18 protein-coding genes and 2 pseudogenes are annotated in these 24849 nt (G+C 69.3%); 14 read left to right on the top strand and 6 right to left on the bottom strand.

Features of this window, described 5'->3' with window-relative positions; translation table 11 throughout:
- Positions 1-19 precede the first annotated feature (19 nt).
- Together ACFJIX_RS04460 and ACFJIX_RS04455 are read left to right on the top strand one after the other, a co-directional pair.
- The gene (locus ACFJIX_RS04460; protein ID WP_377158049.1) at positions 20-1225 is read left to right on the top strand and encodes a phosphoglycerate kinase; all 1206 of its coding nucleotides are present in this window, start codon (positions 20-22) and stop codon (positions 1223-1225) included.
- Positions 1226-1318: 93 nt separating this feature from the next.
- The gene (locus ACFJIX_RS04455) at positions 1319-2839 is read left to right on the top strand and encodes a M48 family metallopeptidase (RefSeq protein ID WP_377158047.1); all 1521 of its coding nucleotides are present in this window, start codon (positions 1319-1321) and stop codon (positions 2837-2839) included.
- Positions 2840-2886: 47 nt separating this feature from the next.
- Here the strand turns inward: ACFJIX_RS04455 and pstS are convergent, their stop codons facing one another.
- Positions 2887-3939: a phosphate ABC transporter substrate-binding protein PstS gene (gene pstS / locus ACFJIX_RS04450; protein ID WP_377158046.1), complete on the bottom strand. Its 1053-nt coding sequence runs from the start codon at positions 3937-3939 to the stop codon at positions 2887-2889.
- A gap of 387 nt (positions 3940-4326) precedes the next feature.
- Between pstS and ACFJIX_RS04445 the strand changes: the two genes are divergently transcribed.
- From ACFJIX_RS04445 to ACFJIX_RS04435, 3 genes are all read left to right on the top strand, one after another.
- The gene (locus ACFJIX_RS04445; RefSeq protein ID WP_377158045.1) at positions 4327-6645 is read left to right on the top strand and encodes an NADP-dependent malic enzyme; all 2319 of its coding nucleotides are present in this window, start codon (positions 4327-4329) and stop codon (positions 6643-6645) included.
- A gap of 322 nt (positions 6646-6967) precedes the next feature.
- Positions 6968-8398 carry a pyruvate kinase gene (gene pyk, locus ACFJIX_RS04440; RefSeq protein WP_377158043.1) on the top strand — a complete coding sequence of 477 codons (1431 nt, stop codon included), beginning with the start codon at positions 6968-6970 and terminating at the stop codon, positions 8396-8398.
- A gap of 28 nt (positions 8399-8426) precedes the next feature.
- The gene (locus tag ACFJIX_RS04435; protein WP_377158042.1) at positions 8427-9221 is read left to right on the top strand and encodes a substrate-binding periplasmic protein; all 795 of its coding nucleotides are present in this window, start codon (positions 8427-8429) and stop codon (positions 9219-9221) included.
- A gap of 71 nt (positions 9222-9292) precedes the next feature.
- Here ACFJIX_RS04435 and ACFJIX_RS04430 read toward each other — a convergent pair whose 3' ends face one another.
- On the bottom strand, positions 9293-10312 hold the full coding sequence (locus tag ACFJIX_RS04430) for an STAS-like domain-containing protein (RefSeq protein WP_377158040.1): 1020 nt from the start codon (positions 10310-10312) through the stop codon (positions 9293-9295).
- Positions 10313-10686: 374 nt separating this feature from the next.
- Here ACFJIX_RS04430 and fba point away from each other — a divergent pair, with 374 nt between their 5' ends.
- From fba to ACFJIX_RS04410, 4 genes and pseudogenes are all read left to right on the top strand, one after another.
- On the top strand, positions 10687-11751 hold the full coding sequence (fba, locus tag ACFJIX_RS04425) for a class II fructose-bisphosphate aldolase (RefSeq protein ID WP_377158039.1): 1065 nt from the start codon (positions 10687-10689) through the stop codon (positions 11749-11751).
- Between the two features lie 85 nt (positions 11752-11836).
- On the top strand, positions 11837-12262 hold the full coding sequence (locus tag ACFJIX_RS04420; protein WP_377158037.1) for a gamma-glutamylcyclotransferase family protein: 426 nt from the start codon (positions 11837-11839) through the stop codon (positions 12260-12262).
- Positions 12263-12361: 99 nt separating this feature from the next.
- A pseudogene (locus ACFJIX_RS04415) lies at positions 12362-13257 on the top strand (phosphoribosylaminoimidazolesuccinocarboxamide synthase).
- A 7-nt stretch (positions 13258-13264) separates the two neighbouring features.
- On the top strand, positions 13265-14410 hold the full coding sequence (locus ACFJIX_RS04410) for a hypothetical protein (RefSeq protein ID WP_377158035.1): 1146 nt from the start codon (positions 13265-13267) through the stop codon (positions 14408-14410).
- Between the two features lie 19 nt (positions 14411-14429).
- Here ACFJIX_RS04410 and ACFJIX_RS04405 read toward each other — a convergent pair whose 3' ends face one another.
- Positions 14430-15443: an alpha/beta hydrolase family esterase gene (locus tag ACFJIX_RS04405; RefSeq protein ID WP_377158034.1), complete on the bottom strand. Its 1014-nt coding sequence runs from the start codon at positions 15441-15443 to the stop codon at positions 14430-14432.
- A 161-nt stretch (positions 15444-15604) separates the two neighbouring features.
- On the opposite strand from ACFJIX_RS04405, the gene ACFJIX_RS04400 reads away from it, so the two are divergent.
- The gene (locus tag ACFJIX_RS04400; RefSeq protein WP_377158032.1) at positions 15605-16432 is read left to right on the top strand and encodes a ferritin-like domain-containing protein; all 828 of its coding nucleotides are present in this window, start codon (positions 15605-15607) and stop codon (positions 16430-16432) included.
- Between the two features lie 182 nt (positions 16433-16614).
- On the opposite strand, the gene ACFJIX_RS04395 is transcribed toward ACFJIX_RS04400, so the two are convergent.
- Positions 16615-17511, bottom strand: a complete 897-nt coding sequence (locus ACFJIX_RS04395) for a LysR family transcriptional regulator (RefSeq protein ID WP_377158030.1) — start codon at positions 17509-17511, stop codon at positions 16615-16617.
- 102 nt (positions 17512-17613) lie between these two features.
- Between ACFJIX_RS04395 and ACFJIX_RS04390 the strand changes: the two genes are divergently transcribed.
- The 3 genes from ACFJIX_RS04390 to tehA all read left to right on the top strand — a co-directional run bounded on the left by ACFJIX_RS04390 (position 17614) and on the right by tehA (position 21040).
- Positions 17614-18165: a carboxymuconolactone decarboxylase family protein gene (locus ACFJIX_RS04390; RefSeq protein WP_377158028.1), complete on the top strand. Its 552-nt coding sequence runs from the start codon at positions 17614-17616 to the stop codon at positions 18163-18165.
- Positions 18166-18273: 108 nt separating this feature from the next.
- Entirely contained in the window at positions 18274-19902 is a 1629-nt protein-coding gene (locus ACFJIX_RS04385; protein WP_377158026.1) for a 2Fe-2S iron-sulfur cluster-binding protein, read from the top strand.
- 151 nt (positions 19903-20053) lie between these two features.
- Entirely contained in the window at positions 20054-21040 is a 987-nt protein-coding gene (gene tehA, locus ACFJIX_RS04380; RefSeq protein ID WP_377158024.1) for a dicarboxylate transporter/tellurite-resistance protein TehA, read from the top strand.
- Positions 21041-21070: 30 nt separating this feature from the next.
- Here tehA and ACFJIX_RS04375 read toward each other — a convergent pair whose 3' ends face one another.
- On the bottom strand, positions 21071-22015 hold the full coding sequence (locus tag ACFJIX_RS04375; protein ID WP_377158022.1) for a LysR substrate-binding domain-containing protein: 945 nt from the start codon (positions 22013-22015) through the stop codon (positions 21071-21073).
- A gap of 171 nt (positions 22016-22186) precedes the next feature.
- Here ACFJIX_RS04375 and ACFJIX_RS04370 point away from each other — a divergent pair, with 171 nt between their 5' ends.
- Positions 22187-22951, top strand: coding sequence for an SDR family NAD(P)-dependent oxidoreductase (locus ACFJIX_RS04370; RefSeq protein ID WP_377158020.1), 765 nt, complete (start codon positions 22187-22189; stop codon positions 22949-22951).
- A gap of 72 nt (positions 22952-23023) precedes the next feature.
- On the opposite strand, the pseudogene ACFJIX_RS04365 reads toward ACFJIX_RS04370, so the two are convergent.
- A pseudogene (locus tag ACFJIX_RS04365) lies at positions 23024-24818 on the bottom strand (glycoside hydrolase family 15 protein).
- Positions 24819-24849: the final 31 nt, after the last annotated feature.

The following is a 24849-nucleotide window of genomic DNA, read 5'->3' as shown; positions in this document are numbered from 1 at the left end:
ACTACTCGAAGCTCATCCCATGAACGTCCTGCCGAACGTCCAGCGTTTCGCCGATCTGATCGCCGCCGGCAAGGTGGCCGACCAGCGCGTGTTCATCCGCGCCGACCTGAATGTGCCGCTCAACGATGCCGGCCAGATCACCGAAGACACCCGTGTCCGCGCCTCGATCCCCGCGATCGAGATGGCGCTGAAGGCCGGCGCGGCGGTGATGGTCACCTCTCACCTGGGCCGTCCGACCGAGGGCGAATTCAAGCCCGAGGATTCGCTGGCGCCGGTCGCCAAGCGGATGGGCGAACTGCTTGGCCGCGAGGTGCCGCTGGTCGCGAACTGGGTCGACGGCGTCGACGTGAAACCGGGTCAGGTCGTGCTGCTCGAGAACTGCCGCGTCAACAAGGGCGAGAAGAAGAACAGCGAAGAGCTGGCCAAGAAGATGGCTGCGCTGTGCGACATCTTCGTGCACGACGCCTTCGGCACCGCGCATCGCGCGGAGGCCTCGACCTACGGCATCGCACAGTTCGCGAAGATCGCCTGCGCCGGCCCGCTGCTGGCGGCCGAGATCGACGCGATCAGCAAGGCGCTGGCCAATCCGAAGCGTCCGCTGGTGGCGATCGTGGCGGGCTCCAAGGTGTCGACCAAGCTGACCATCCTGCAGTCGCTGTCGAAGAACGTCGACGGCCTGATCGTCGGCGGCGGCATCGCCAACACCTTCCTGCTGGCGGCCGGCCTGAAGATCGGCAAGTCGCTGGCCGAGCCCGACCTGGTCGGCGAAGCCAAGGCCGTGATCGAGTCGATGAAGGCGCGCGGCGCCGCGGTGCCGATCCCGGTGGACGTGGTGACGGCCAAGACCTTCGCCGCCGATGCGCCGGCCACGGTGAAGGCCGCGACCGACGTCGCCGACGACGACCTGATCCTGGACATCGGCCCGAAGACGGCGGCCCTGCTGGCCGAGCAACTGAAGGCGGCCGGCACGGTCGTGTGGAACGGCCCGGTCGGCGTGTTCGAGTTCGACGCCTTCGCCCACGGCACCGAGACCATCGCCCGCGCCATCGCGGCGTCGGACGCGTTCTCGATCGCCGGCGGCGGCGACACGCTCGCGGCGATCGCCAAGTACGGCATCGAAGACCAGGTGGGCTACATCTCCACGGGTGGCGGCGCCTTCCTCGAAGTGCTGGAAGGCAAGACGCTGCCCGCGTTCGAGATCCTGGCCAAGCGCGCGCAGGGCTGAAGCCGCGCGGCGGCTGAACATCGAGGGCGCCGTCGAGCGCCCTTTTCTTCGACCCGGTCCCACGCAGGACACGGGCGCAGAGGGAGGAGGATCATGAGCGACATCGACGGCACGACGCCTGCGGTGCGCGGTGCGGAGACCGGCATCGCGCCGGTCTGGCTGGCGCTGATCGCGCTGGCGGCCTCGTTCTTCCACCAGCTGATGCTGCTGGTGCCGGCGGCGCTGGTGACCCTGGCGCCGGCCGCCGTGTTCGACAACTGGCTCTTCTGGGGCGCTGGCGTCTTGGCATTCGTGCTGATGGCCTGGCTGGCGCAGCCGAGCTGGCACGGGTCGCCGCACCGCCTGACGCGCGAGCAGGCGCCGCGGCTCTACGCCCGCGTCGACGAGATGACCGATGCCATCGGGGCTCCGCGTCTCCATGCCATCGCGATCGACAACAGCATCAACGCGGGCGCGCTGGAGGAACATCGCGGCGTTTCGCTGCGGCCGACCCGGCGCGTGCTGATTCTCGGCCTGCCGCTGCTGCGCCTGCTGGACACCGCCGCGGCGGAGGCGGTCATTGCGCATGAGCTGGGGCACTTCTCGCGCCGGCATGGGCGGCTCGGGCACTGGCTCTATCGCACGCGTGCGGCCTGGACCGCCTGGGCCGCGAGCGTTCGCGAGGACGAGGACGACAGCAGCCCGTGGGATCGCGCCGGCGCGAACTTCGCGGAGCTCTTCCTTCCGTGGTTCAGTCGCGCCTCCGAGGCGCATTCACGACGCTGCGAATTTGAAGCCGACGCGCTCGCGGCGCAGTGGGCGTCGCCGGAGGCGTTGGCGCGTGCGCTGCTGTTGATCGAGATTGCCGTGATGCGCCAGGGCGAGGCGCCCACCTCGCTGGACGTGGATGCGCTGCGCGCGAGCGCAGAGCCACCCGCGCAGTGGGCGGACCAAGCAGCGCAGGAGCTGCTGGCGCATCCGCCGACGCCAGAGGAAATCGCCGAAGCGCTGCGCCATCGCCAGCCGCAGGGAAGCCATCCGCCGCACCGCCAACGGATGGAGGCGCTCGGCGTGGTCGGAGAGTCGATCGAGTTGCGGCCTCCCGCCTGGGAAGAGAGCGCCGCCGCCCAATGGCTGGACGGCGTCTGGCCGGAACTCTGCCAGGCTCGAGGGCCGTGGGCGGGCGTCGGCGAGCGCTTGAGCTGGGCGATGGCGCACGAGGCGCTGGTCGGGCTCGACGCGGGACAGCCGGCCCGTGCTGCCGCAACTGCCGGAGTTGCCGGAGCCGTCGGACGACGCAGCCTGGCGTCGTCTCCATCGCCGGCGGGCCGCGGCCCAGGCGGCGATCGAGCACGGACAGGTTCGGCCTTGCGATCTCGCGCCGTCGCAGATCGAGGCGCTCCGTCGGGCGGTGTCGGTCAACCCGGCCATCGTGCAGGCGTGGCTCTTCGACGTGCCGGTCGAGCCGCCGACCGTGGCCGTCGTGTTGCGCGTCGATCCCGAGCGGATGATCGCGATGAAGCTCACTCTCGAGCAGGTCGCGACGACCTTGGCATTGACGATGGGATTCGTGCTGCCCGCAGGACGCGACTGGATGCCGCGCTTCAGCTACATGACCGAGGGACTGCCGCCTGAATTGCAGGCGCGTGTCGATGTGACGCCGCGCCTGAAGGGTTGAGGCTTCAGATCCCCAGATACGCCGGCAGCTTCCCGTCGGCCGGCTTGACGGCCGCGAAGCGTGCGGCCAGCTTCGACTGCAGTGCCACTGGCAGCGGCGCGAAGCCGGTGCCGCGTGTCAGGTCGTCGCCGTGCATGAAGCACCAGTACAGGAAGCTCATCACCGGCGCCGCGCCGGCGCTGGTCGCGGGCGTCGCGTCGATCAGGATGAAGCTGGTCATCGTGATGGGCCAGCTCTCCGCGCCGTCGCGGTCCATCAGCGAAGCCAGGTCGTCGCCCTTGCGCGAGAGATCGCTGTTGGCGATCGCCGACTTGAAGCCGCTCTCGCCCGCCGCCACCCACTGGCCGGCGGCATTGCGCAGGCGCACGCCGTTCAGCTTGTCGCGCTGCACGCGGTCGTAGCTGACGTACGCGATCGTGCCGGGCGCCGCCTTCAGCGCCTTGGCCATGCCGTCGTTGCCTTCGGCGGCTTCGACGTCGCCGGGCCACTTCGGCTGCGCGTTCACGCCGATGTCTTTCGCGAAGGCCGTCGACACGGCGGCCAGGTAGCGCGTGTAGCCCTCGGTCGTGCCGGACTTGTCGGCCCGCACGATGCGCTTGACCGGCAGCGCCGGCAACGCGACACCCGGATTCAGCGCGGCGATGCGGCCGTCGTTCCACTTCGCGACGCGGCCCATCATCAGCTCGGCGAGCAGGTCTCCGGTGAGTTGCAGGCGGCCCTCCGGCACGCCCGGCAGGTTGACCACCGGCACGATGCCGCCGACCAGCATCGGGATCTGCACGAGCTTGCGCTTGGCCAGTTCCTCCGCGGTCAGTGGCGAGTCGCTGCCGCCGAAGGCCACGCCGCGCGCGGTGATCTGCTTGACGCCGTCGCCCGAGCCGGTCGGCTTGTAGCTCACGGCCTGACCCTTGGCCTTCTCGTAGGCCGAGGCCCAACGGCCGTAGACCAGCGAGGGGAACGAGGCCCCGGCCCCCGCCAGCGCAACGGTCTGCGCGAACAGGACCCGCGGTGCGCCGAAGGCGAGGGTGACGGGGAGGGCGGCGGTCAGTCGCAGCAAGGCACGACGCGGAAGGGCGGGACGAACAAAGGCGGGACGGGAGGCAGGCACGGCGGAAGCTCGGAAGAGGTAGTCGACAGCGGGGCGCATTCTAGTGAGCACGTTCTTCGCACGCCGTGATCGATGCCCGGTGGCGGCACTTGCGGGCGGATCCGGGGAGATTGTTCCCACTTGCGGGCAAATCCCGATGCCGATTCCATTGCGCGCATCGGCGATTGCCATCTTTGCATGGGAGTTAAAGCTGAATTCATCGCGCCGCCGGAGCCGGAGGATTAAGCTTTGCGCCCCCCAGGCCCCATTACCGGGCGGTTACGAAGGCGCGATGTCGCGCCGCGAAGACCGACGACGACAGGGCGCCGGGCCTCATTCATCGCGACGGAGATTTGCATGACCGACAAGAACGACGACCTCGACCTGAGCCCGGCCGAGGCCGCACTGCGCGAGGCGGCGCGGGACTACCACCGCTTCCCGACGCGCGGCAAGATCGCCGTCACGCCGACCAAGCCGCTCGCGAACCAGCGCGACCTGTCGCTGGCCTACTCGCCGGGCGTCGCCTATCCCTGCCTCGACATCGAGCGCGACCCGTCGCTGGCCGCGGACTTCACCTCCCGTGGCAACCTGGTGGGCGTCATCACCAACGGCACCGCGGTGCTGGGCCTGGGCGACATCGGCCCGCTGGCCGCCAAGCCGGTGATGGAAGGCAAGGGCTGCCTGTTCAAGAAGTTTGCCGGCATCGACGTCTTCGACATCGAGCTCGCCGAGCGCGACCCGGACAAGCTGGTCGAGATCATCGCGGCGATGGAGCCCACGCTGGGCGGCATCAACCTCGAGGACATCAAGGCGCCCGAGTGCTTCTACATCGAGAAGCAGCTGAGCGCGCGGATGAACATCCCCGTTTTCCACGACGACCAGCACGGCACCGCGATCATCTCGAGCGCGGCGCTGCTGAACGGCCTGGAGCTCGTCGGCAAGGACATCGGCGCGGTGAAGGTGGCGGTGTCGGGCGCCGGCGCCGCGGCCATCGCCTGCCTGGACGTGATGGTCGGCCTGGGCGTGAAGCGCGAGAACGTCTTCGTCGTCGACTCCAAGGGCGTGGTCCAGAGCGAGCGCGCCGACGCCGGCAAGCTCGACGAGTCCAAGCGCCGCTACTGCCAGATCACGTCGGCGCGCACGCTGGCCGACGTCGTCAAGGACGCGGACGTGTTCCTGGGCTGCTCGGCCGCCGGCGTGCTGACCGCCGAGATGGTCAAGACCATGGCGCGTCAGCCCATCATCCTGGCGCTGGCCAACCCCGAGCCGGAGATCCGTCCCGAGCTCGCGAAGGAAGCGCGCCCCGATTGCATCGTCGCGACCGGCCGCTCGGACTATCCGAACCAGGTCAACAACGTCCTGTGCTTCCCGTACATCTTCCGCGGCGCGCTGGACTGTGGCGCGACCAAGATCACCGAGGCGATGAAGCTCGCCTGCGTGCGCGAGATCGCCGAGCTGGCCAAGGCCGAGACGCCGCCGGAGGTCGCCGCCGCCTACGCGGGGCAAGACCTGGCCTTCGGTCCCGACTACATCATCCCCAAGCCCTTCGACAGCCGGCTGATCCTGCGCATCGCGCCGGCGGTGGCCAAGGCGGCCGAGGAGTCCGGCGTCGCCACGCGTCCGATCAAGGACATGGCCGCCTACCGCGAGCAGCTCTCGCGCTTCGTCTACCAGACCGGCATGTTCATGCGCCCGGTCTTCGCCGAGGCGAAGGCCCATCCGGCCCGCGTCATCTACGCCGAGGGCGAGGATGAACGCGTGCTGCGCGCCGTGCAGGTGGCGCTCGACGAAGGCCTGGCCAAGCCCACGCTGATCGGCCGCCCCGAAGTCATCGCGATGCGCCTGAAGCGCGCCGGCCTGCGGATCAAGCTGGGCGAGGATGCCCTGGTGATCGACCCTGAGAACGACCACCGCTTCCGCCAGTACTGGGAGGCCTACCACCAGGTCATGGGCCGCAACGGCTTCACGCCGGAGATGGCCAAGTCGGCGGTGCGCCGCTCCAACACGACGATCGGCGCACTCGCGATCCAGCTCGGCGATGCCGACGCCATGATCTGCGGCACGGTGGGTCGCTTCGACTCGCACCTGGAGCACATCCAGAACCTGATCGGCCTGAAGCCGGAGGTTTCCAACTTCGCGACGATGAACGCGCTGATGCTGGAGCAGCGCACGCTCTTCATCGCCGACACCTTCGTCAACGAGGATCCGACCGCCGAGCAGCTTGCCGACATCGCCTGGCAGGCCGCCGAGGAACTGCAGCGCTTCGGCCTGCCGCCGAAGGTGGCGTTCCTGTCGCACTCGATGTTCGGCAGCAGCAAGCGCGCGTCGGCGGTCAAGATGCGTCGCGCCCGCGACCTGTTCGCCGCCGCCTACCCGAACATCGAATGCGACGGCGAAATGCACGGCGACGCGGCGCTGTCCGAGGACGTGCGCAACAACTTCCTGCCCGAATCGACGCTCTCCGGCTCCGCCAACCTGCTGGTGCTGCCGACGCTCGACGCCGCGAACATCCTGTTCAACGTGCTGAAGGTTGTCGGCGGCCAGGGCGTCACGGTGGGTCCGATCCTGCTGGGCGCCAAGCGTCCGGTGCACATCCTGACCCCGTCGGCCACGGTGCGCCGCATCGTCAACATGACGGCGCTGGCGGTGGCCGACGTCAAGGCCGCGAAGGCCTGATCTGATCCTTGCATGGAGGTGGCATGGCCACCCCCGGCGAGGAGGCCGAGCGAGGGCGCGCGGAGCGCGCTTCCATGACTGACTGGGCGCAGACTGTCTGAGGGCAGCGAGCCGAAGGTGAGCGGACCGAGTTGGGCGCCCCCTCGCGAGTACCGAGTCGCCGGGGGTGGTCATGCCACCGAGGCTCGGTCTCAGCGACCGAGGCTCGGTCTGAGCGACCGATGCCGTTGGAAACTGTGTCGTAACTCGTGGAAACTGTTCCGACGTCGTTCTTGCGGCTCATAATCGACCGCTGTAACTAAATTTCAGACAGAGACAAGACATGTCCCGTGCCACCAAGATCGTCGCCACCCTCGGTCCTGCTTCGTCGTCTCCCGAGGTCCTGGAAAAAATGATCCAGGCCGGCGTCGACGTGGTGCGGCTGAACTTCTCGCACGGCAAGGCGCAGGATCACATCGACCGTGCCCGCATGGTGCGCGAGGTGGCGGCGCGGGCTGGCCGGCAGGTCGCGATCATGGCCGACCTGCAGGGTCCGAAGATCCGTGTCGGCAAGTTCGAGAACGGCAAGATCGAGCTGGTGAACGGCACGCCCTTCGTGCTCGACGCTGACCGCACCGAGCCTGGCAACGAGATGGTCGTGGGCCTGGACTACAAGGAGCTGCCGCGCGACGTGAAGCCCGGCGACACGCTGCTGCTCAACGACGGCCTGCTGGTGCTGACGGTCGAGGCGGTGCGCGGCTCGCAGGTGCACACCGTCGTCAAGCAGGGCGGCGAGCTGTCCAACAACAAGGGCATCAACAAGCAGGGCGGCGGCCTGACGGCGCCTGCGCTGACCGGCAAGGACATGGAGGACATCAAGACCGCGATGTCCTTCCAGTGCGAGTACCTGGCGGTGAGCTTCCCCAAGAACGCCACCGACATGGAAATGGCCCGCCAGCTGGCCAACGTCGCCGGCGAGCCCTTCCGCCACAAGCCGGGGATGATCGCCAAGATCGAGCGCTACGAAGCGATCCCGCACCTGGAAGCGATCCTGAAGGCCTCCGACGGCATCATGGTCGCCCGCGGCGACCTGGCCGTGGAAGTCGGCAACGCCGCCGTGCCCGCGCTGCAGAAGCGCATGATCAAGATGGCGCTGGAGCTCGACAAGGTCTGCATCACCGCGACGCAGATGATGGAGTCGATGATCGTGAACCCGGTGCCGACCCGCGCCGAGGTGTCCGACGTCGCCAACGCCGTGCTCGACGGCACCGATGCCGTGATGCTGAGCGCCGAGACGGCCGCCGGCCGCTTCCCCGTCGAGACCATCCAGCAGATGGCCGCGATCGCGCTGGAGGCGGAGAACGCCGAGTTCGTGACGCTGGACACCGACTTCGCGAACCGCCAGTTCGGCCGCATCGACCAGTCGATCGCGATGGGCGCGCTGTTCACCGCGCACCACCTGGGCTGCAAGGCGATCGTGGCGCTGACGGAGTCCGGCTCCACCGCGCTGTGGATCAGCCGCCACCGCATCCACGTGCCGATCTACGCGTTGACCTCGCAGGTGCTGACGCTGCGCAAGATGGCGCTGTACCGCAACGTGACGCCGCTGCTGATGCCCAACTTCAACGACCGCGACGAGGCGCTCAAGGCTGCCGAGGACCTGCTGATCGAACGCGGCGTGCTGATGCCCGGCGACACCTATGCGATCACCTGCGGCGAGCCGATGGGCTACCCGGGCGGCACCAACATGCTGAAGGTCTGCCGCGTCGGTTGACGGGGCAGCGGACATCCGGAGCCGCGCCGTGACCCCGCTGCGCCGCCGCGATCTCCTGATCGTCGGCGCCGGCGCGACGATGACGGTCGGGACCGTGCTCGCGCAAGGTGGCGCGGGCGGCGTCGGCAGTGCCGGCGCCGATGCCGCTCCAGGGGTCGTCGTGGACGGCCGGGAGCCGGTCCGGCTCGCGATCAGCGAGCAGACGCACAAGCCCTTCGTCCTGCCGCTGCTCAAGCAGATCGCCGAGGCGGCCGACCTGCAATGGGAATTGCTGCTGCTGCCCTGGCCGCGCGCGCTGCTGGGCGCGCAACTCGGCCAGCACCTGGTCTTCGGGCTGTCGCGCAGCCCTGCGCGGGACAGGCTGTTCGCGTACAGCCAGCCGGCCTTCGTGAGCCGCGGCTGGCTGGTCGTGCCGAAGGCGAAGCCGATCCGGTTCGACAAGCTCGAAGACCTGCGCGGCCGCGCGCTGTGCGTGCCGCGCGGCTCGACCTACGGCGCCGCGTTCGAGGAGGCGCGCCAGCAGCAGCTGTTCCGCGTCGAGGGCGGCGGCAACGATCTCGGGGGCCGTGTGCGCATGCTGACGGCGGGGCGCTGCGACGCGATGCTCGCGACCCACCGCGGCAGCGCTGCCGCGCTGGAGCGGCGGCTGCGCGCGCTGCGCAACGGGGCGCAGTTCCTGGTCCTGCCCAAGCCTGTGGTGGAAGAGGGCATCCTGTTCGGCGCCGCCAAGGGCAGCGAACCCGCCGCATTGCTGCCGCGTCTGGACGACGCGATCGCCCGCAGGCGAGCCGCGATCCAGGCCTTGGTCGACAGCGATCTCTGAGCGCGGTTCCTGGACGGCGGACTGGACGCCGCGGCGACGGCGAAGCGGCGCCCGCGGCGTTGTGGCCGGCCTCAGGCGTTGCGCGCGGCCTGCACCAGCGCGGCGATGCGCGGTGTCATGTTCAGGGGCACGAGTTCCACTTCCTGGTGCGCGCGCGCGAAGACGCGGAACAGCTCGTCCGCGAAGGCGTGGCCCACATCGGTGACGCCGTCGAAGTCCACCTCCGCCCGCTTGAACTGCGGCAGCCGCACCGCCACGCGCCTGGCCTGGGCGCGCGAGTCCAGCATCTGCCCCGCGACGACCACCAGGTTCAGCATCACCCGCGTCTGGTCGAAGGCGATGCCGGTGCCGTCGACGCTCCACTGCTCGAGCACCTGCTCCAGCGTGCGCGTGCTGTCCAGCGACATCGCCATGTAGATCGAGCTGCCCTGGCGCGGCAGGCCCTTGCCGTCCTTCCACGCGTTGCCTTCCCAGGCGCGGCGCTGGAACGCCTTGCCGTTGGCGTGGATGTCGAAGACGTCCGCCAGCTGCGAGCTGAAGAACAGCCCGCGCCCGGTGTGCGCCTGCGGCTGCGTCGTCAGCCGGCCCTTGCTGAGCTCCAGCATCGCGTGGCGCGCATCAGTCAGCTCATAGGTGTCGCGGATCTTGTCGAAGACGCCGCAGCCGTCGTCCGACACCAGCAGCTGGGCGTGCGTCGGCGTCTGGCGCAGCGACACGGTGACGCTGGTGCCGCCGCTGTGGTCGATGGCGTTGTTCACCAGCTCGGTGAAGCCGTGCTGGATCATCCGCGCGACGTGGCGCGGCAGCGCGAAATGGGGCGCGTAGTCGCGCTGCCAGACCACGTCCTCCATCAGGCCGTGCAGCGTGTAGCTGCGCGCCACCTGCCGCAGCGCGCCGGGTCCGAACACCGGCCGGCGGGCGGTGCCGGAGCGCGTCAGCCAGTGGGCGTCGACCAGCCGGCGCAGCGCGGCCAACGTGGCGCGGTGGCTGGCCCCGGTGCGTTCTTCGACGAAGGCGGGGAGGTCGAGCGAGTGCTCATTGGCGGCGGCGGTGATCCAGAGCGTCAGCTGATCGATCGCGAGGCGGGTCATGAAGTTCCTGGAAGCGGCGGTCGCGCGGGCGGTCCTCGCCGCCGGCGGCGGGGCAAGGCACGGCGCTTGCTCCGACGGGGCGGGACGCCCGGGCGACAGCCTACCGGCCGCTTCCGCCGCCGCGCAAGCGCACAGACCCCTGTCCGGGGGGAGTGCGCTTGCGCGGATGCGGTCTGCGCCCGCGACAGTCCCCGGGACGGCGGCGCCGGCGGCCCTGACGGGTGCTGGTATGGCACCAGTTCAGGGGGAGCCCCAGGTTCGTTACAGAGCCGGTCATGGGGGCTGGCTAGAATCCCGACCAGTTACGGCGCGGTTACGGCGAGGTTCGGCGCTGGCCCGCGGCCCAGGATTTTTCACTATCTCGGAGAACTCTCATGGCACTCGTCTCGATGCGCCAGCTGCTGGATCACGCAGCCGAACAGGGCTACGGCATTCCAGCGTTCAACGTCAACAACCTGGAGCAGGTGCAGGCCGTGATGGCCGCCGCCGACGAGGTCGGCGCCCCGGTGATCCTGCAGGCCAGCGCCGGCGCCCGGAAGTACGCCGGTGAAGCCTTCATCAAGCACCTGATCCAGGCCGCGGTCGAGGCCTACCCGCACATCCCGCTGGTGATGCACCAGGACCACGGCACCAGCCCGAAGATCTGCGAAGGCGCGATCAACCTGGGCTTCGGCTCGGTGATGATGGATGGCTCGCTGATGGACGACGGCAAGACGCCCGCCAGCTTCGACTACAACGTGGACGTGACCCGCCGCGTCGTCGAGATGGCGCACAAGGTCGGCGTCACCGTCGAGGGCGAACTGGGCTGCCTGGGCAACCTGGAAACCGGCGACGCGGGCGAGGAAGACGGCATCGGCGCCGACGTCAAGCTGGACCACAGCCAGATGCTGACCGACCCGGAAGAGGCCGCGGTCTTCGTCAAGGCGACGCAGCTGGACGCGCTGGCCATCGCCATCGGCACCAGCCATGGCGCCTACAAGTTCTCGCGCAAGCCCACCGGCGACATCCTGGCGATCTCGCGGGTCAAGGAGATCCACAAGCGCATCCCCAACACCCATCTGGTGATGCACGGCTCGTCGAGCGTGCCGCAGGAACTGCTGGCGATCATCAACCAGTACGGCGGCCAGATGAAGGAGACCTTCGGCGTGCCCGTCGAGGAGATCCAGGAAGCGATCAAGCACGGCGTGCGCAAGATCAACATCGACACCGACATCCGCCTGGCGATGACCGGCGCGGTGCGCAAGTTCCTGTTCGAGAACCCGGACAAGTTCGACGCCCGCGAATGGCTGAAGCCGGCCCGCGAAGCCGCCAAGCTGGTCTGCAAGGCGCGTTACCTGGAGTTCGGCTGCGAAGGCCAGGCCCCGAAGATCAAGCCGCGCAGCCTGGTCGACGTGGCCGCCGCCTACGAGCGCGGCGAGCTGGCGCAGGTCGTCCAGTAAGCGCCTGACGCAAGCGCGTTGAACCGAACCGGACCGGCCTCGCGCCGGTCCTTTCACATCCGCCCTCGTCTTTCGGAGCCCGGCCATGGCGCACGCTTTCACCTACGGCACGCTGATGTGGCCGGACATCATGGCCCGCGTCTGCGGTCCCGACGCCGAGCCGGCCGCGACGCCCGTATCGGCCACGCTGGCCGACCACGCGCGCCATCCGGTCCGCGGTCACGACTACCCCGCGATGATCCCGGCGACCGGCCACCATGTCGTCGGCCGGCTCTACCTCGACGTGCCCGACGCCGCGTGGGAGCGACTGGACCGCTTCGAGGGCGACGACTACGAACGCCACGAGGTGCTGGTGACGCTGGCCGACGGCAGTTGGCGGCGGGCCTGGACCTACCTGTTCAAGCCGGCGCTTGTCGCGTCGCTGGACGACGGCGATTGGGACGAGGCGCGCTTCGAGCGCGAGGGGAAGGCGCGCTTCGTGTCGCGCTACGTCGGATTCACGTCGATCTGAAGCGCATGAAAGCGGATGACGGCGGCGCCCTGGGGCGGGTGGGGTTCCCACGCCGCCTCTTAGAATCCCCGCTTTGCTGTTCCGACCGACTGCACACCCATGACCGCCGCCCTGCACACCTCGTCGATCACCTCCCTTCCTCTCATCGCACGCGGCAAGGTGCGCGAGAACTACGCGGTCGGCGAAGACCGCATCCTGATGATCGCGTCGGACCGCATCTCGGCCTTCGACGTCATCATGAGCGAGCCCATCCCGGGCAAGGGCGCGCTGCTGACGAAGATGGCGCTGTTCTGGTTCGACAAGCTGGACGGCATCGTTCCCAACCACCTGACCGGCGACGATCCGCTGTCGGTGGTGACGGAGGCCGAGAAGGCGCAGGTCCGCGACCGCGCGATGCTGGTCAAGCGCCTGAAGCCGCTGCCGATCGAGGCGGTGGTGCGCGGGTACCTGGCCGGCAGCGGCTGGTCCGAATACAAGGCCAGCGGCAAGGTCTGCGGTGTCGAGCTGCCCGCCGGCCTGCAGAACGCGAGCAAGCTGCCGCAGCCGATCTTCACGCCCGCGACCAAGGCGGAGATGGGCGACCACGACGAGAACATCGATTTCGAGCGCTGCGCGCGGATCATCGGCCGCGAGATGGCCGAACGCGTGCGCGACATCGCGATCCAGCTGTACCAGCGCGCCGCGGACATCGCGCTGACCAAGGGCATCATCATCGCGGACACCAAGTTCGAGTTCGGCCTCGACGCCGACGGTACCCTGACGCTGATGGACGAGGTGCTGACGCCCGATTCCTCGCGCTACTGGCCGGCGGAAAGCTACGCGGTCGGCAGCAACCCGCCGAGCTACGACAAGCAGTTCCTGCGCGACTGGCTGGAGCAGGCGACCGTGGACGGCCAGCCCTGGGCAAGGTCGCGCCGCCGCCGACGCTGCCCGAGGACGTGATCGTCAACACGTCCGCGAAGTACCAGGAAGCGCTCGAACGGCTGACACGCTGAGGCCGGCATGCACGACGCTTCAGCCCCGCCTTCCGCCGCCGCCGCCCCCCAGGTGATCAAGTCCCGGCTGCTGAAGCAGCTGGAGAAGGACATCGCCGCCGCGACCTCGCCGATGGCCTCGGCGGCCGCACGGGCCAAGCGCGCGATGCTGCTGGCGCGGCACGGCGCCGTGGCCGAGGCGCGCGAGGCGCTGACGGCGCTGCATCAGCTCTCCTTCCAGCACCCGCATCCGGAGATCGGGGCCTGGCTGCACATGGCCGAAGGCCTGATGAGCTACTACAACGGCTTCGTCGCGCAGCAGGCCTGGGACCGCATCCAGCGGGCGCACACGATCGCCGGCACCTCGCCCGCGCTGGTCGAGGTGCGCGTGCTGGCCTCGGCCTGGCTGGCGCAGCTGGCCTTCATCCGCCACGACCCCGCGGCGCTGGTCGAGCATGCGAAGCGCTGCCTCGACGAGGCGCTGCCCGAGCACAACGTGGCGCTGGCGCGCGTGGCCATGGCGATGGGCGTGGGCTGGCATTACGCCGGCGACATCGAAGCTGCGCAGCGCTGGTACATCCGCGCGCGGCGTCACGCGTCGGTCGAGGGGGACGACGCGTCGCTGTCGGCGCTGATGTTCAACATGGCCGGCATGCGCGCGTCGCAGCTGCGGCGCGAGAGCCTGTCGGGCCTGGCGCCGCGCGGTCCCGAGCTGCTGCTGACGGTGGACTCGATGCACCACTTCGACGAGGCGGTCGGCGCGCAGATGATGGCGGAGCTCACGCCGGTGCTGCGCGCGCAGGTGCTGACGATGCAAGGCGGCTTCGACGAGGCCAGACGCCTCTACGAGGAGCACCTGCCGCAGGCGATGTCGCTGGGGCTGGAGCGCCTGGGCAGCAGCCTGCTGTCGGACCTGGCCTGGTGCCGGGCCAACCTCGGACAGCACGAGCACGCGCTGCATCAGGCGCGCGAGGCCGAGATCGAACTCGATCCCGATTGCGAGCTCGACGACCGCGCGATCACGCACAGCCGGCTGGCGCAGACCTTCCGGCTGCTGGGTGAGACGGCGGATGCGGACCGCCACCAGGCGCTGGCGGACGAGGCGTGGCGACAGTTCGCCGAACAGCAGCAGCAATGGCGTGAGCTGATCGCGGCAAGCGCGCTTCAGGCCTGAGCGGGCCGTCCCCGCGCACTCAGCGCTTGGACGCGAAGCGCTTCGCGATGAAGCGCCAGATCATCGCCGTCGCGTCCGGACCGTTGGGATCGCTGAACGGCTCTTTCGCGGGCCCGCCGCTCCAGGCATGCGCGAGGCCGTCGATCTCGACGAGCGTCGCCGCGACGGCGCTTCCGCGCTTGAAGTCGACGATCGTCATCGGCAGCCGCTTGCCGCGTTGCACCCGACGGTCCTGCACCGTCGCCGCTCCGGCGGCCAGTGCCCACTGGCGCGCGGCCTCGAACGCATTCGGCGTCGCCACGATGCGGTCCTGATTGCCTTGGATGACGAGCAACGGCGGCCAGGTCGCACCGCCGTCGACCGCGGCCGCCTCCGCCTGGCCGCGCATGGCACGCAGCGCCGTCGTTGCTGAGCTCGCCAGTCCCGGAGGTACGCCCGAATGCATCGCGATGGCGCGGAAGCGCTCCGGATGCAGTGTCGCCAGCAAGGCGGCCATGCCCGCGCCGGCGGACAGCCCCACCAGCGCCACGCGCTCGCGATCGGCGCCGTGGAGTGCACAGACCTGATCGATGGCGGCGAGGATCAGCGCGGCCTCGCCCTGCGCGCGGCCGGACTCGGTGTCGAACCAGTTCCAGCAGCGCTGCGGATTGGCGAGCCGGCTCTGCTCTGGATAAAGCACCAGCAAGCGCTCCCGCGCCGCGAGCCGGTTGATCCGCGTGCTGCGCGCGAAGCCGGCCGGATCCTGGCCGCAGCCGTGCAGCATCACGATCAGCGGCGGGCGTTCGCCCGGCGTGAGGCCCGTGGGCCGGAACAGCTTGAAGCGCCGCATGCCCACCCGCGCGGTCGCCAGCCCGGACAGCCAGTCCCCGAGACCGGGCGATGGATGCGGCGGCGTCTTCTTCAGGCCGGGCATCACATCAGGCGCGGCGCTGCGGGCGGCCTTGGTCGCCGCGCGCATGACCTGGCCCGTCACGGCGCGCAGGCCCTTGTTCCAGGCCTTGCGCAGGGCGGCGGTGGACGAGCGTTTGGGCATCGAGGGGGAGGGTGGACCGACACATTCTGAGGCCTGACGGTGTCGGTGCTCTTCCTCATACCCCTTGAAACAACGATGAAGGGCTGCAATGCCCCATGGATCCTGGGTGTTCTCGAATTGCACGCACACCGATTGCCGCAGGTCGCGCCATGATCGCCCCCATGTCACCGCCCCGCTGGTCCCTGCAAGACCTGGACCTTTCCCGCATCGAGCCTGCGCGCGTGCGCGAGCACGATGCGCTCTTCCTGCTGGTCTGCAGCGCCTCGTTCATCGAGAGCGGCAGCGACATGTACACGCGCAACCTGATCGAGCATTTCGCCGACGATGCCGAGGTCGGCGCCTGGCTGCGCGACCACTGGGAGCCGGAGGAACTGCAGCACGGCGCCGCGTTGAAGGCCTATGTGCGGCACGTGTGGCCGGGTTTCGACTGGGAATCGGCCTATGCCGGCTTCTTCGAGGAATACGCGCGGCTGTGCACCATGGACGAGCTCGAGCCTACGCGCGGCCAGGAGATGGTGGCGCGCTGCATCGTCGAGATGGGCACGACGACCTACTACCAGGCCTTGCACGAGGCCACGGACGAGCCGGTGCTGCGCGACCTGTTCTGGCGCATCCGCTGCGACGAGGTGCAGCATTACAAGAACTTCTTCGCCTTCTTCCGCAAGTACCGCGAGATCGAGGGCCTTCACCGCGGACAGGTGCTGGCCGCGCTTGTGCGTCGCGCGTTGGAACTGCGTAAGGAAGACGCTTCGATCGCGTTGAGGCACGCGGTCAACGGGCGCCTGCGCACCGGCGGTGTGGACGGCGGGCCCGCGCCCATCGCCAATGCCGAGCAATTGACGAAGGACGCCATCCAACTCGTCAGTTCGAATCTGCCGATGGGCCTGGCCGTGCGCATGACGCTGAAGCCGCTGCTGCTGCGGCCCGGCGTGCAGCGCGTCGTCGAGCGTCCCCTCGCCGCGCTCGGCCGCCGTGTGCTGCTGACCTGATCCCGCCCCCCGCCCCCCGCCTCCCGCGGCAGATGCAGATGCCAAGGCCCGCATGCCTGGGCCTCACTGGGGCCGGAATGGGGCTTGGGGGTCCTGGAGGGATCCCCCATGCCCCGTGGAGAGCCCGCGCTTGGCGTTGCGCAGTCATTCCCGCGCCAGGCCTCGCGCAATCGCTCCCGTGATCAACGCCGCAAGCGTTCCACCGCCAGATCGATGAACGCCCGCACCTTGCGCGACGCCCGCAGCCCTTGATGCTGCAGCGCTTGCACGGGCACGGCCGGTGGCGCGAACTTCGCGAGCACCTCCACGAGTTCGCCGGACGCGAGTTGCGTGTCGACCATGTAAGACAGCACGCGCGTGATCCCGAGTCCTTCAGTCGCGGCCAGGATCGCATGGTCGTTGCTGTTGGTGGCCAGCCGCGCCCGCACGGCGACCGCGACGCTCGGTGCGTCAACACCTGACCCCTCGCGAAATTTCCATTCCGTTCCCGGCTCCACGCCGAGCGCCGAGATCACTGTGTGCTTCGCGAGATCCTTCGGCTGTTTCGGCGTCCCGTTCTGCTTGAGATACGCCGGCGACGCGCACACCACGCGCCGCACCGTCGCGAGCGGTGTCGCATGGAAGGACGCATCGGGCAGGTCGCCGATGCGGATCGCGACATCGACGTCCTCGTTGAGCAGGTTGACGTTGCGATCGAGGAAGCGGCACTCGACCTCGGTCTCCGGATAACGCTTCAGGTAGTCGAGCACGACCTCGTTGAGCTTGAGCCGCCCATACATCACCGACGCGCTGACGACGAGCTTCCCGCGCACCGCGCCGTGGGATCCGCTGGCTGCCTGCTCGATGTCCTGCAGCTCGCCGAGCACCCGGCGGCAGTCCTGCGCATAGCGCTCGCCGACCTCGGTGACCTTGACGACGCGCGTCGTGCGTACCAGCAGCCGCACGTTCATTGCGGCCTCGAGCTCGCTCACCGCGCGCGTGACGACCGGCGCGGACACGCCGAGCCGCCGCGCCGCCGCGGAGAAGCCGCCGTCCTGGACGACGGCCACGAAGATCGCCATGGCATCGAGCTTGTCCATATCGTTTCTGATCCAGAAAGAGTCATTTCCCCGGCGCGCCGATTCTCTCCGCGGGGCATGAAGGCCACCATTCGTTCACCTTCAACCCACCGGAGAACTTCCATGAGCCGCATCCACGTCGTCGAGTCGTCCACCGCCACGCCCGAGCAGAAGGCGCTGCTGGACGCGATCCAGGGCCAGCTTGGCATGGTCCCCAACTTTCTCAAGGTCTTCGCCAATTCGACCACGGCGCTGCAGGCCTTCCTCGGCCTGTACGGCGTCGCCAACGGCGGCAGCCTCGATCCGCTGGATCGTGAGCGCATCGCGCTGGCGTTGGCGCAGCAGAACGGTTGCCAGTATTGCGTCTCGGCGCACACGGCGATCGGCCGCAAGACGGGACTGTCCGCCGAAGAGATCGCCGCCGCCCGCGCCGGCACCAGCGACGACGACACCTCGGCCGCGATCCTGAAGTTTGCGCAGAGCCTGATGGAGAAGCGCGGCGAGATCTCCGCGCTGGAGCTGACGCAGGTCCGCGCCGCCGGTGTCGACGAGGCGCAGATCGTCGAGATCATCACGCACGTCGGCATGAACTTCCTGACCAACATCCTGGGCAAGGCCAGCCTGGTCGAGATCGACTTCCCGAGCGTGAAGCTCGAACTGCCGGCGGCGGCGTAAGCGGCGCCGCTCGCGCCGAACGTCGGCCACCGCCCTCGCCACGGCCATTGCCGCTGCCATCGCCATCGCGACAGCCGTCGTCATCGTCATCCTCATCGGGAGCTCATCATGGGACGCGCCTATTCCGACATCACGTTCACGCCGACGGTCCGAGAGGTCCAGTCGGAGAGAGGGAGTCGCGAGCAGTACGCGTTCCTCGACACGATGAGTGACCGCGGCGATGTGCTGACGCCGCGCGAGTCGCAGTTCCTCGCCGATGCCGATCACTTCTTCCAGGCCACCGTCAGCGAGACCGGCTGGCCCTACGTGCAGCATCGCGGCGGACCGAAGGGCTTCCTCAAGGTGCTGGACGCGAAGACGATCGGCTTCGCGGACTTCCGCGGCAACGTGCAGTATCTGAGCGTGGGCAATCTGCGGAAGGACGATCGGATCTCGATGATCGTCGTCGACTATCCGAATCGGCGCCGGCTGAAGTTGCTCGGTCGCGTGGAGCTGGTCGAGGCGGGCGACAGCGCGCAGGGCGACGCGGCGATCGCCGCCGTGAGCGACCCCGCTTATGGCGCGACGGTGGAGCGCGCCTTCCTCATCCGCATCGAGGGCTGGGACTGGAACTGCCCGCAGCACATCACGCCGCGCTTCACGGAGGCCGAGGTCGCGACGCTGATGGCGCCGATGCGCGCGCAGGTGCAGAAGCTGAAGACGCAGTTGAGCGAAGCCAAGGCGGCCATCGCCGCGAGTGCGGAGCCCGCCAGGCCGGTTGAGCCGCGCGCGCTCGGCGACGGCCCGCTCGCGCTGACGATCAGCGGCGTGCGTCAGCTGACGCCGTCGGTCCGCGCGTATGAGCTGCGATCCGCCGACGGCTCTTCGCTGCCGGCGGTCGTCGCGGGCGCCCACCTCGATGTGCCGGTGCGGCTGGCCGACGGCACGCCGTCGACGCGCAGCTACTCGATCGCGTCGAGCCCGCATCGCACCGATGCCTACGAGATCGCCGTGCTGCACGAACCCGAGGGCAAGGGCGGGTCGGCGGCCGTGCATCAGGACTTCGCGCTCGGTGTCCGTCTGAACTGCGGGCTGCCGAGCAACGCGTTCGCGCTGGTGGACGTGCCACACAAGGCCGTCCTGATCGCCGGCGGCATCGGCATCACGCCGATCAAGGCGATGGCCCACGCGCTCGCCGCGCGGGGCGAGGCCTTCGAGCTGCATTACGCAGTCCGATCCCGCGCGGAGGCACCGTTCCTCGGTCAGCTGATCAAGGCGTTCGGCGGTCGCGTCAAGGTGCATGCGAAGGACGCAGGCGATCGCCTCGATGTCGCGACGCTGATGCTCACCCTCGGCGAGTCCGATCACGTCTATGTCTGCGGCCCATCCCGCCTGATCGACGCCGTCTCGGCGGCGGCCGCATCCGCCGGCGTCCCCACCGGACGCGTGCACTTCGAGAAGTTCAGCGTCGACACCGCCAGGCCCGACGACCGCGCGTTCGTCGTCCATCTCGTCCGCAGCGGCAGGGACATCGTCGTCCCCGCCAACCGGTCCATCCTCGAGGCCGCGGAGGCGCAGGGCGTCCGGGTGCCGGCGTCGTGTCGCATCGGGAACTGCGGCACCTGCGCGACGCGTGTCGTCGCCGGCACGCCCGAGCATCGCGACGAGGTGCTCACCGACGCGCAGAAGACGGAGCAGCAGCTGATGTGCGTCTGCGTGTCGCGGACCGCCGGCGAGGCGCTGACGCTCGACCTCTGACCCGCCGACTCCGCAGATCGCACGCCGGGCCCGTTCCCCGCCGCCTTTGGAGGGCGCTGCCAACAGCGCCCTGTTGATCCCCCGAGGGTCCGCTCCTACAGTCCGCTCGTCCGACGGCTCCCCCGGTCGTCGCGCGCGCAGGAGCACCCCGATGAATCTTTCCCGATGGGCGGTCCCCGCCTCCTACTTCAGCATGGTGCTGGGCCTCACGGGCCTGGGCAACGGCTGGCGCGTGGCGGCGCGCCTGTGGGGCTTCCCTGCCTGGATCGGCGAGTGCGTGATGGCGATCGCCGTGGCGGTGTGGGCGGTGCTGCTGATCCGATTCGCGATCAAGTGGATCGCGGTCCGCGAGGCGGCGAAGGCCGAGGCCGCGCATCCGATCCAGTGCTGCTTCATCGCCCTGGTGCCGGTGGCGACGATGCTCGCCGGCATCGGCGTGCTGCCGCATGCGCATGGCGTGGGGACGGTGCTGATCCTCGCGGGCGCGGTGGCGTCGCTGCTCTTCGGGCTGTGGCGTCACGGCGGGCAATGGCGCGGGGGGCGCGACGACAAGGCCACGACGCCGGTGCTCTACCTGCCGACGGTCGGCGCCAACCTGGTGTCCGCGATCGGGATGTCGGCGCTTGGCTGGCCGACCTGGGGCCAGCTGTTCTTCGGCGCCGGCGTGCTGGCCTGGATCGTCCAGGAGTCCATCATCCTGGCCCGCCTGCTGACCGTCGAGCCGATGCCCCTGGCGCTGCGGCCGACGGTCGGCATCCAGATGGCGCCGCCCGCGGTCTCGCTGCTGGCCTACGCCGCGGTCACCGTCGGTCCGCCGGACGTGTTCGCCCGCATGCTGCTGGGCTACGCGATCGTGCAGGCCCTGATGGTGCTGCGGCTGATGCCGTGGATCCGGCAGCCGTTCACGCTGTCGTACTGGGCCTTCACCTTCGGCGCGACGGCGATCTCCACCGGCGCCATGCGCTTCGCCGAGCGCGGCGACGATCCGATCTTCACGACGCTCGCGCCGGTGCTCTTCGCGATGAGCAACGTCGTCATCGTCGGCCTGTCGATCGCGTCGGTGCTGTGGGCGCTGCGCGCGAAACCGGCCCCATCACCGGCGACGGCCACGCCGTCCGGCGGCACGCCGACGCGCTGAGCCACGGGGTCGCCGCGCCGGCCGTCTGATTCAGCGCCGGTCGTCGAAAGGCGCGAACACCTCCGCGACCCAGTCGACGAACAGCCGCAGCTTCGCGCTCAGGTGCCGCGACGCCGGGTAGACCACATGCAGCGGATGGCGCGGCCGGGTCCAGTCGTCGAGGACCGTGCGCAGCGCGCCGGTCTCCAGATGCGGCGCCGCCGCGAAGCGGAAGGTCTGTCCCAGCCCCGCACCCGACAGCAGCGTGCTGAGATGCGCGGTGCTCTCGTTGACGGCCATCACCGCCTCGCCGGCGATCAGCAGGTGTTCGTCGCCGCGGTGGAACTCCAGCGGAAACGCCCGGCCCGTCAGCGACGAGAAGTAGCCTGCGATCGCATGTCCGGGCACGCGGGCGCGATCTTCGGGTCCATGGGTCCGCGCGATCAACTCGGATGGATGCTTGGGGACACCGCGCGCCTTCAGGTAGACCGGGCTCGCGCAGGTGACCCAGTCGAGGTCGGCGATGCGGCGCGCCACCAACGTGTTGTCCGCCAGCTCGCCGCCGCGGATCACGCAGTCGACGCCTTCGCCGATGAGGTCGACGGGCCGGTCGCCGACGCCCAGGTCCACGTGCAGTTCCGGATGGCGCGCGCGGAAGTCGGGCAGGGCGGGGATCAGGATCATGTTCGCCAGTACCGAGCCGATGTCCACGCGCAGCCGGCCGCGCGCCTGCGCGCGTGATCGGGCGGCCAGCTCATCCATCTCCGCGAGGTCGTCGATCAGGCGCCGGGCGCGCTCGTAGTACGCGGCGCCTTCGGGCGTCACGCTGACGCGCCGCGTCGTGCGCTGCAGCAGCCGCGTGCCGAGGTGGCGCTCCAGGTCCTGCACCAGCTTCGTCACGGTCGGACGCGGGATGTTCATCGCGTCCGCCGCTTTCGAGAACGCGCCCGATTCAGCGATGCGCACGAAGACGCGCAAGGCAAGCAACTGGTCCATCGAAGGGCGCTCTCGTTCGTGTTGGCGCGTCCATGCCCGCAGACGTCGACGCTTGAATGACTCGATTATTCAGGATCTGGAAAAAAGAAGTCGCGATCGATGACTTTATTCGATGAGGACGAATTCTTAAGCTTCGCTCACCTCTTCACCACTTCCTGAATGGAGCGAAACATGAGCAAGCAACTTGAAGGCAAGGTCGCGGTCGTGACCGGCGGCACCACCGGCATCGGCCTGGCGGCGGCAAAGGCCTTCGCGTCGGAAGGCGCGGTCGTCTACATCACCGGTCGTCGCAAGCCGGAGCTCGACGCCGCGGTGGCGGCGATCGGCACGAACGCGATCGGCGTGCAGGCGGACTCGACGAAGCTGGCCGATCTCGACCGGCTGTACGCCGAGGTCGGCGAGCGCCATGGCCGTCTGGACGTGCTCTACGCCAATGCCGGCGGCGGCACCATGGCCCCGCTGGGCGAGCTGACCGAGCAGCACGTCGACGAGACCTTCGAGCGCAACGTCAAGGGCGTGATCTTCACCGTGCAGAAGGCGCTGCCGCTGCTGGACAAGGCGAGCCACGGCGCGTCGGTGATCCTGGCCGGATCGACGACGAGCTCGATGGGCACGGCCAACTTCAGCATCTACAGCGCGACGAAGGCGGCGGTGCGCAACCTGGCGCGCAGCTGGATCCTGGACCTGAAGGGCCGTGCCATCCGCATCAACACGCTGTCCCCGGGCCCGATCCACACGCCGGGTCTGGTGGAGCTGGCCGGCCCCGATCCGGCCAACCAGCAGGGCCTGCTGGACTACCTGACCACGCAGCTGCCGATCGGCCGCATCGGCCAGCCGGAGGACATCGCGAAGGCGGCGGTCTACCTGGCCTCGGACGCCTCGTCCTTCGTCACCGGCATCGAGCTGTTCGTCGACGGCGGCATGGTGCAGGCCTGAGCCTCGACGGGGCGGACCGCGCGGCCGCGCCGCGACCGGCCCGCGGCGCTCACGCCGGCGCGGCGCGGCGCGTCAGATCTTGGATTCCCACGGTCGTGACAGCCGCACCGCCCCGTTGATGATGCCCACCATCGAGTAGGTCTGCGGGAAGTTGCCCCAGAGCTCGCCGGTGACCGGGTGGGTGTCCTCGGACAGCAGGCCGAGGTGGTTGCGCGAGGCGAGCAGCGCCTCGAACAGCTCCCGCGCCTGCTCGACGCGTCCGATGCGCGCGAGCGCATCGATGCGCCAGAACGCGCAGATGTTGAACGAGGTCTCGGGCTTGCCGAAGTCGTCGGGCGCCTCGTAGCGGCGCATGTAGGGGCCGTCGCAGAGCGAGGCCTCCAAGGCATCGACGGTCTTGATGAAGCGCGGATCCATCGGATCGATGAAGCCGACCTCGGTCATCAGCAGCACGCTGGCGTCGAGGTCCTTGCCGCCGAAGCTCTCGACGAAGGCCTGGCGCTGTTCGCTCCAGGCGTTGTCGAGGATCTTCTGCTTGATCAGCGCGGCGCGTTCCGCCCAAAGCGCGGCGCGCTCCGGCAGGTCGAGCACGTTGGCGATCTTGGCCAGGCGGTCGCAGGCGGCCCAGTTCATCAGCACCGACGAGGTGTGGACGCGGGCCCGCGTGCGCAGCTCCCACATGCTGGCGTCGGGCTTGTCGTGGATGGCGAAGGCCTGCTCCCCGGCGCGTTCCAGCAGCGCGAACTCGTCGATGCCCGCGCGCTGGTGCAGGCGGTGGTCGAAGAAGGACTGCGCCGAGCCCAGCACGATGTTGCCGTAGACGTCGTGCTGGAAATGCTCGTAGGCCTGGTTGCCGGCGCGCACCGGCCCCATGCCCGCGGTAGCCGCGCAGGTGCGGGACCATGTACTCGGTCAGCTTGGCTTCGAGCCCGATGCCGTAGAGCGGCTGCACGTGGCCGTCCTTGGACTGGCCGATGATGTTGCGCATCCAGCGCAGGTAGTCCTCCATCGTGCCGGTCTCGGACAGGCTGTTGAGCGCGCGCACGACGAAGAACGCGTCGCGCAGCCAGCAGTAGCGGTAGTCCCAGTTGCGCTGCGTGTGCGGGGCCTCGGGCACGCTGGTGGTCATCGCGGCGACGATGGCGCCCGTCTCCTCGAAGAGGCACATCTTCAGCGTGATCGCGGCGCGGATCACGGCCTCCTGCCATTCGAGCGGGATGGCCAGGCGGCGCGTCCAGTCGCGCCAGTAGCTGATGGTCTTTTCCTCGAGCAGCCGGGCGGTGTCCTCGACCGCGCGGTCCAGCGTCTCGTCGGGGCCGAAGATGAAGCTCATCGGCATGTCCAGCGCGAAGGGCGTCTCTTCCTGCACGTAGGTGAGCGGCGCGTTGGTGGTCAGGCGGATGGTGCCTTCCGGGCCGACGAAGCGCAGGTGGTTGCTGCCACGGGTGCGGGCCGGGTGGGCGGAGCCCCACTGGATGACGGGACGCAGGATGACGCGAATGCGCGGATGACCCTGGATCGGGCGCATGCGCCGCACCAGCATCATGGGCCGGTAGGGCCGGTCGTTGAGGAAGAAGCGCGGCATGAAATCGGTGATCTCGATGCCGTTGCCGTGCGTGTCGTAGAGGCGGGTGCGCAGCACGGCGGTGCCGTGGTCGTAGGACTGCTCGCTGCGGGAAAAATCTTCCAGCTCGATCTGGAAGGTGCCGTCAGGACCGATGCCGTCCGGAGAGTCGATGAGCGCGTGGAAGACGGGATCGCCGTCGAAGCGCGGGGCGCAGCACCAGACGACGCGGGCGCGGTCGTCGATCAATGCGCTGACGGCGCAGTTGCCGACGAGGCCCAGTTTCAGAGAGGCGGCTTCCATCGGTCCTCCTTTTGTTCGTCGTTCTTGCGAT

This window comes from Roseateles sp. UC29_93 (assembly GCF_042695725.1).
GTDB classification, from domain to species: Bacteria; Pseudomonadota; Gammaproteobacteria; order Burkholderiales; family Burkholderiaceae_C; genus Roseateles; species Roseateles noduli_A.
The sequence above is the reverse complement of the archived record's forward strand: the minus strand, read 5'-3'. Positions and strand labels throughout refer to the sequence as shown.

Excerpts from the sequence above, each read along its gene's own strand:
- ACFJIX_RS04390 (WP_377158028.1), top strand. The coding sequence starts at position 17,614 with ATGAGCCGCATCCACGTCGTCGAGTCGTCCACCGCCACGCCCGAGCAG.
- ACFJIX_RS04445 (WP_377158045.1), top strand. The coding sequence starts at position 4,327 with ATGACCGACAAGAACGACGACCTCGACCTGAGCCCGGCCGAGGCCGCA.
- ACFJIX_RS04370 (WP_377158020.1), top strand. The coding sequence starts at position 22,187 with ATGAGCAAGCAACTTGAAGGCAAGGTCGCGGTCGTGACCGGCGGCACC.
- ACFJIX_RS04410 (WP_377158035.1), top strand. The coding sequence starts at position 13,265 with ATGCACGACGCTTCAGCCCCGCCTTCCGCCGCCGCCGCCCCCCAGGTG.
- ACFJIX_RS04405 (WP_377158034.1), bottom strand. The coding sequence starts at position 15,443 with ATGCCCAAACGCTCGTCCACCGCCGCCCTGCGCAAGGCCTGGAACAAG.
- fba (WP_377158039.1), top strand. The coding sequence starts at position 10,687 with ATGGCACTCGTCTCGATGCGCCAGCTGCTGGATCACGCAGCCGAACAG.
- ACFJIX_RS04430 (WP_377158040.1), bottom strand. The coding sequence starts at position 10,312 with ATGACCCGCCTCGCGATCGATCAGCTGACGCTCTGGATCACCGCCGCC.
- ACFJIX_RS04455 (WP_377158047.1), top strand. The coding sequence starts at position 1,319 with ATGAGCGACATCGACGGCACGACGCCTGCGGTGCGCGGTGCGGAGACC.
- ACFJIX_RS04400 (WP_377158032.1), top strand. The coding sequence starts at position 15,605 with ATGTCACCGCCCCGCTGGTCCCTGCAAGACCTGGACCTTTCCCGCATC.
- tehA (WP_377158024.1), top strand. The coding sequence starts at position 20,054 with ATGAATCTTTCCCGATGGGCGGTCCCCGCCTCCTACTTCAGCATGGTG.
- ACFJIX_RS04385 (WP_377158026.1), top strand. The coding sequence starts at position 18,274 with ATGGGACGCGCCTATTCCGACATCACGTTCACGCCGACGGTCCGAGAG.
- ACFJIX_RS04375 (WP_377158022.1), bottom strand. The coding sequence starts at position 22,015 with ATGGACCAGTTGCTTGCCTTGCGCGTCTTCGTGCGCATCGCTGAATCG.
- ACFJIX_RS04420 (WP_377158037.1), top strand. The coding sequence starts at position 11,837 with ATGGCGCACGCTTTCACCTACGGCACGCTGATGTGGCCGGACATCATG.
- ACFJIX_RS04460 (WP_377158049.1), top strand. The coding sequence starts at position 20 with ATGAACGTCCTGCCGAACGTCCAGCGTTTCGCCGATCTGATCGCCGCC.
- ACFJIX_RS04395 (WP_377158030.1), bottom strand. The coding sequence starts at position 17,511 with ATGGACAAGCTCGATGCCATGGCGATCTTCGTGGCCGTCGTCCAGGAC.
- pyk (WP_377158043.1), top strand. The coding sequence starts at position 6,968 with ATGTCCCGTGCCACCAAGATCGTCGCCACCCTCGGTCCTGCTTCGTCG.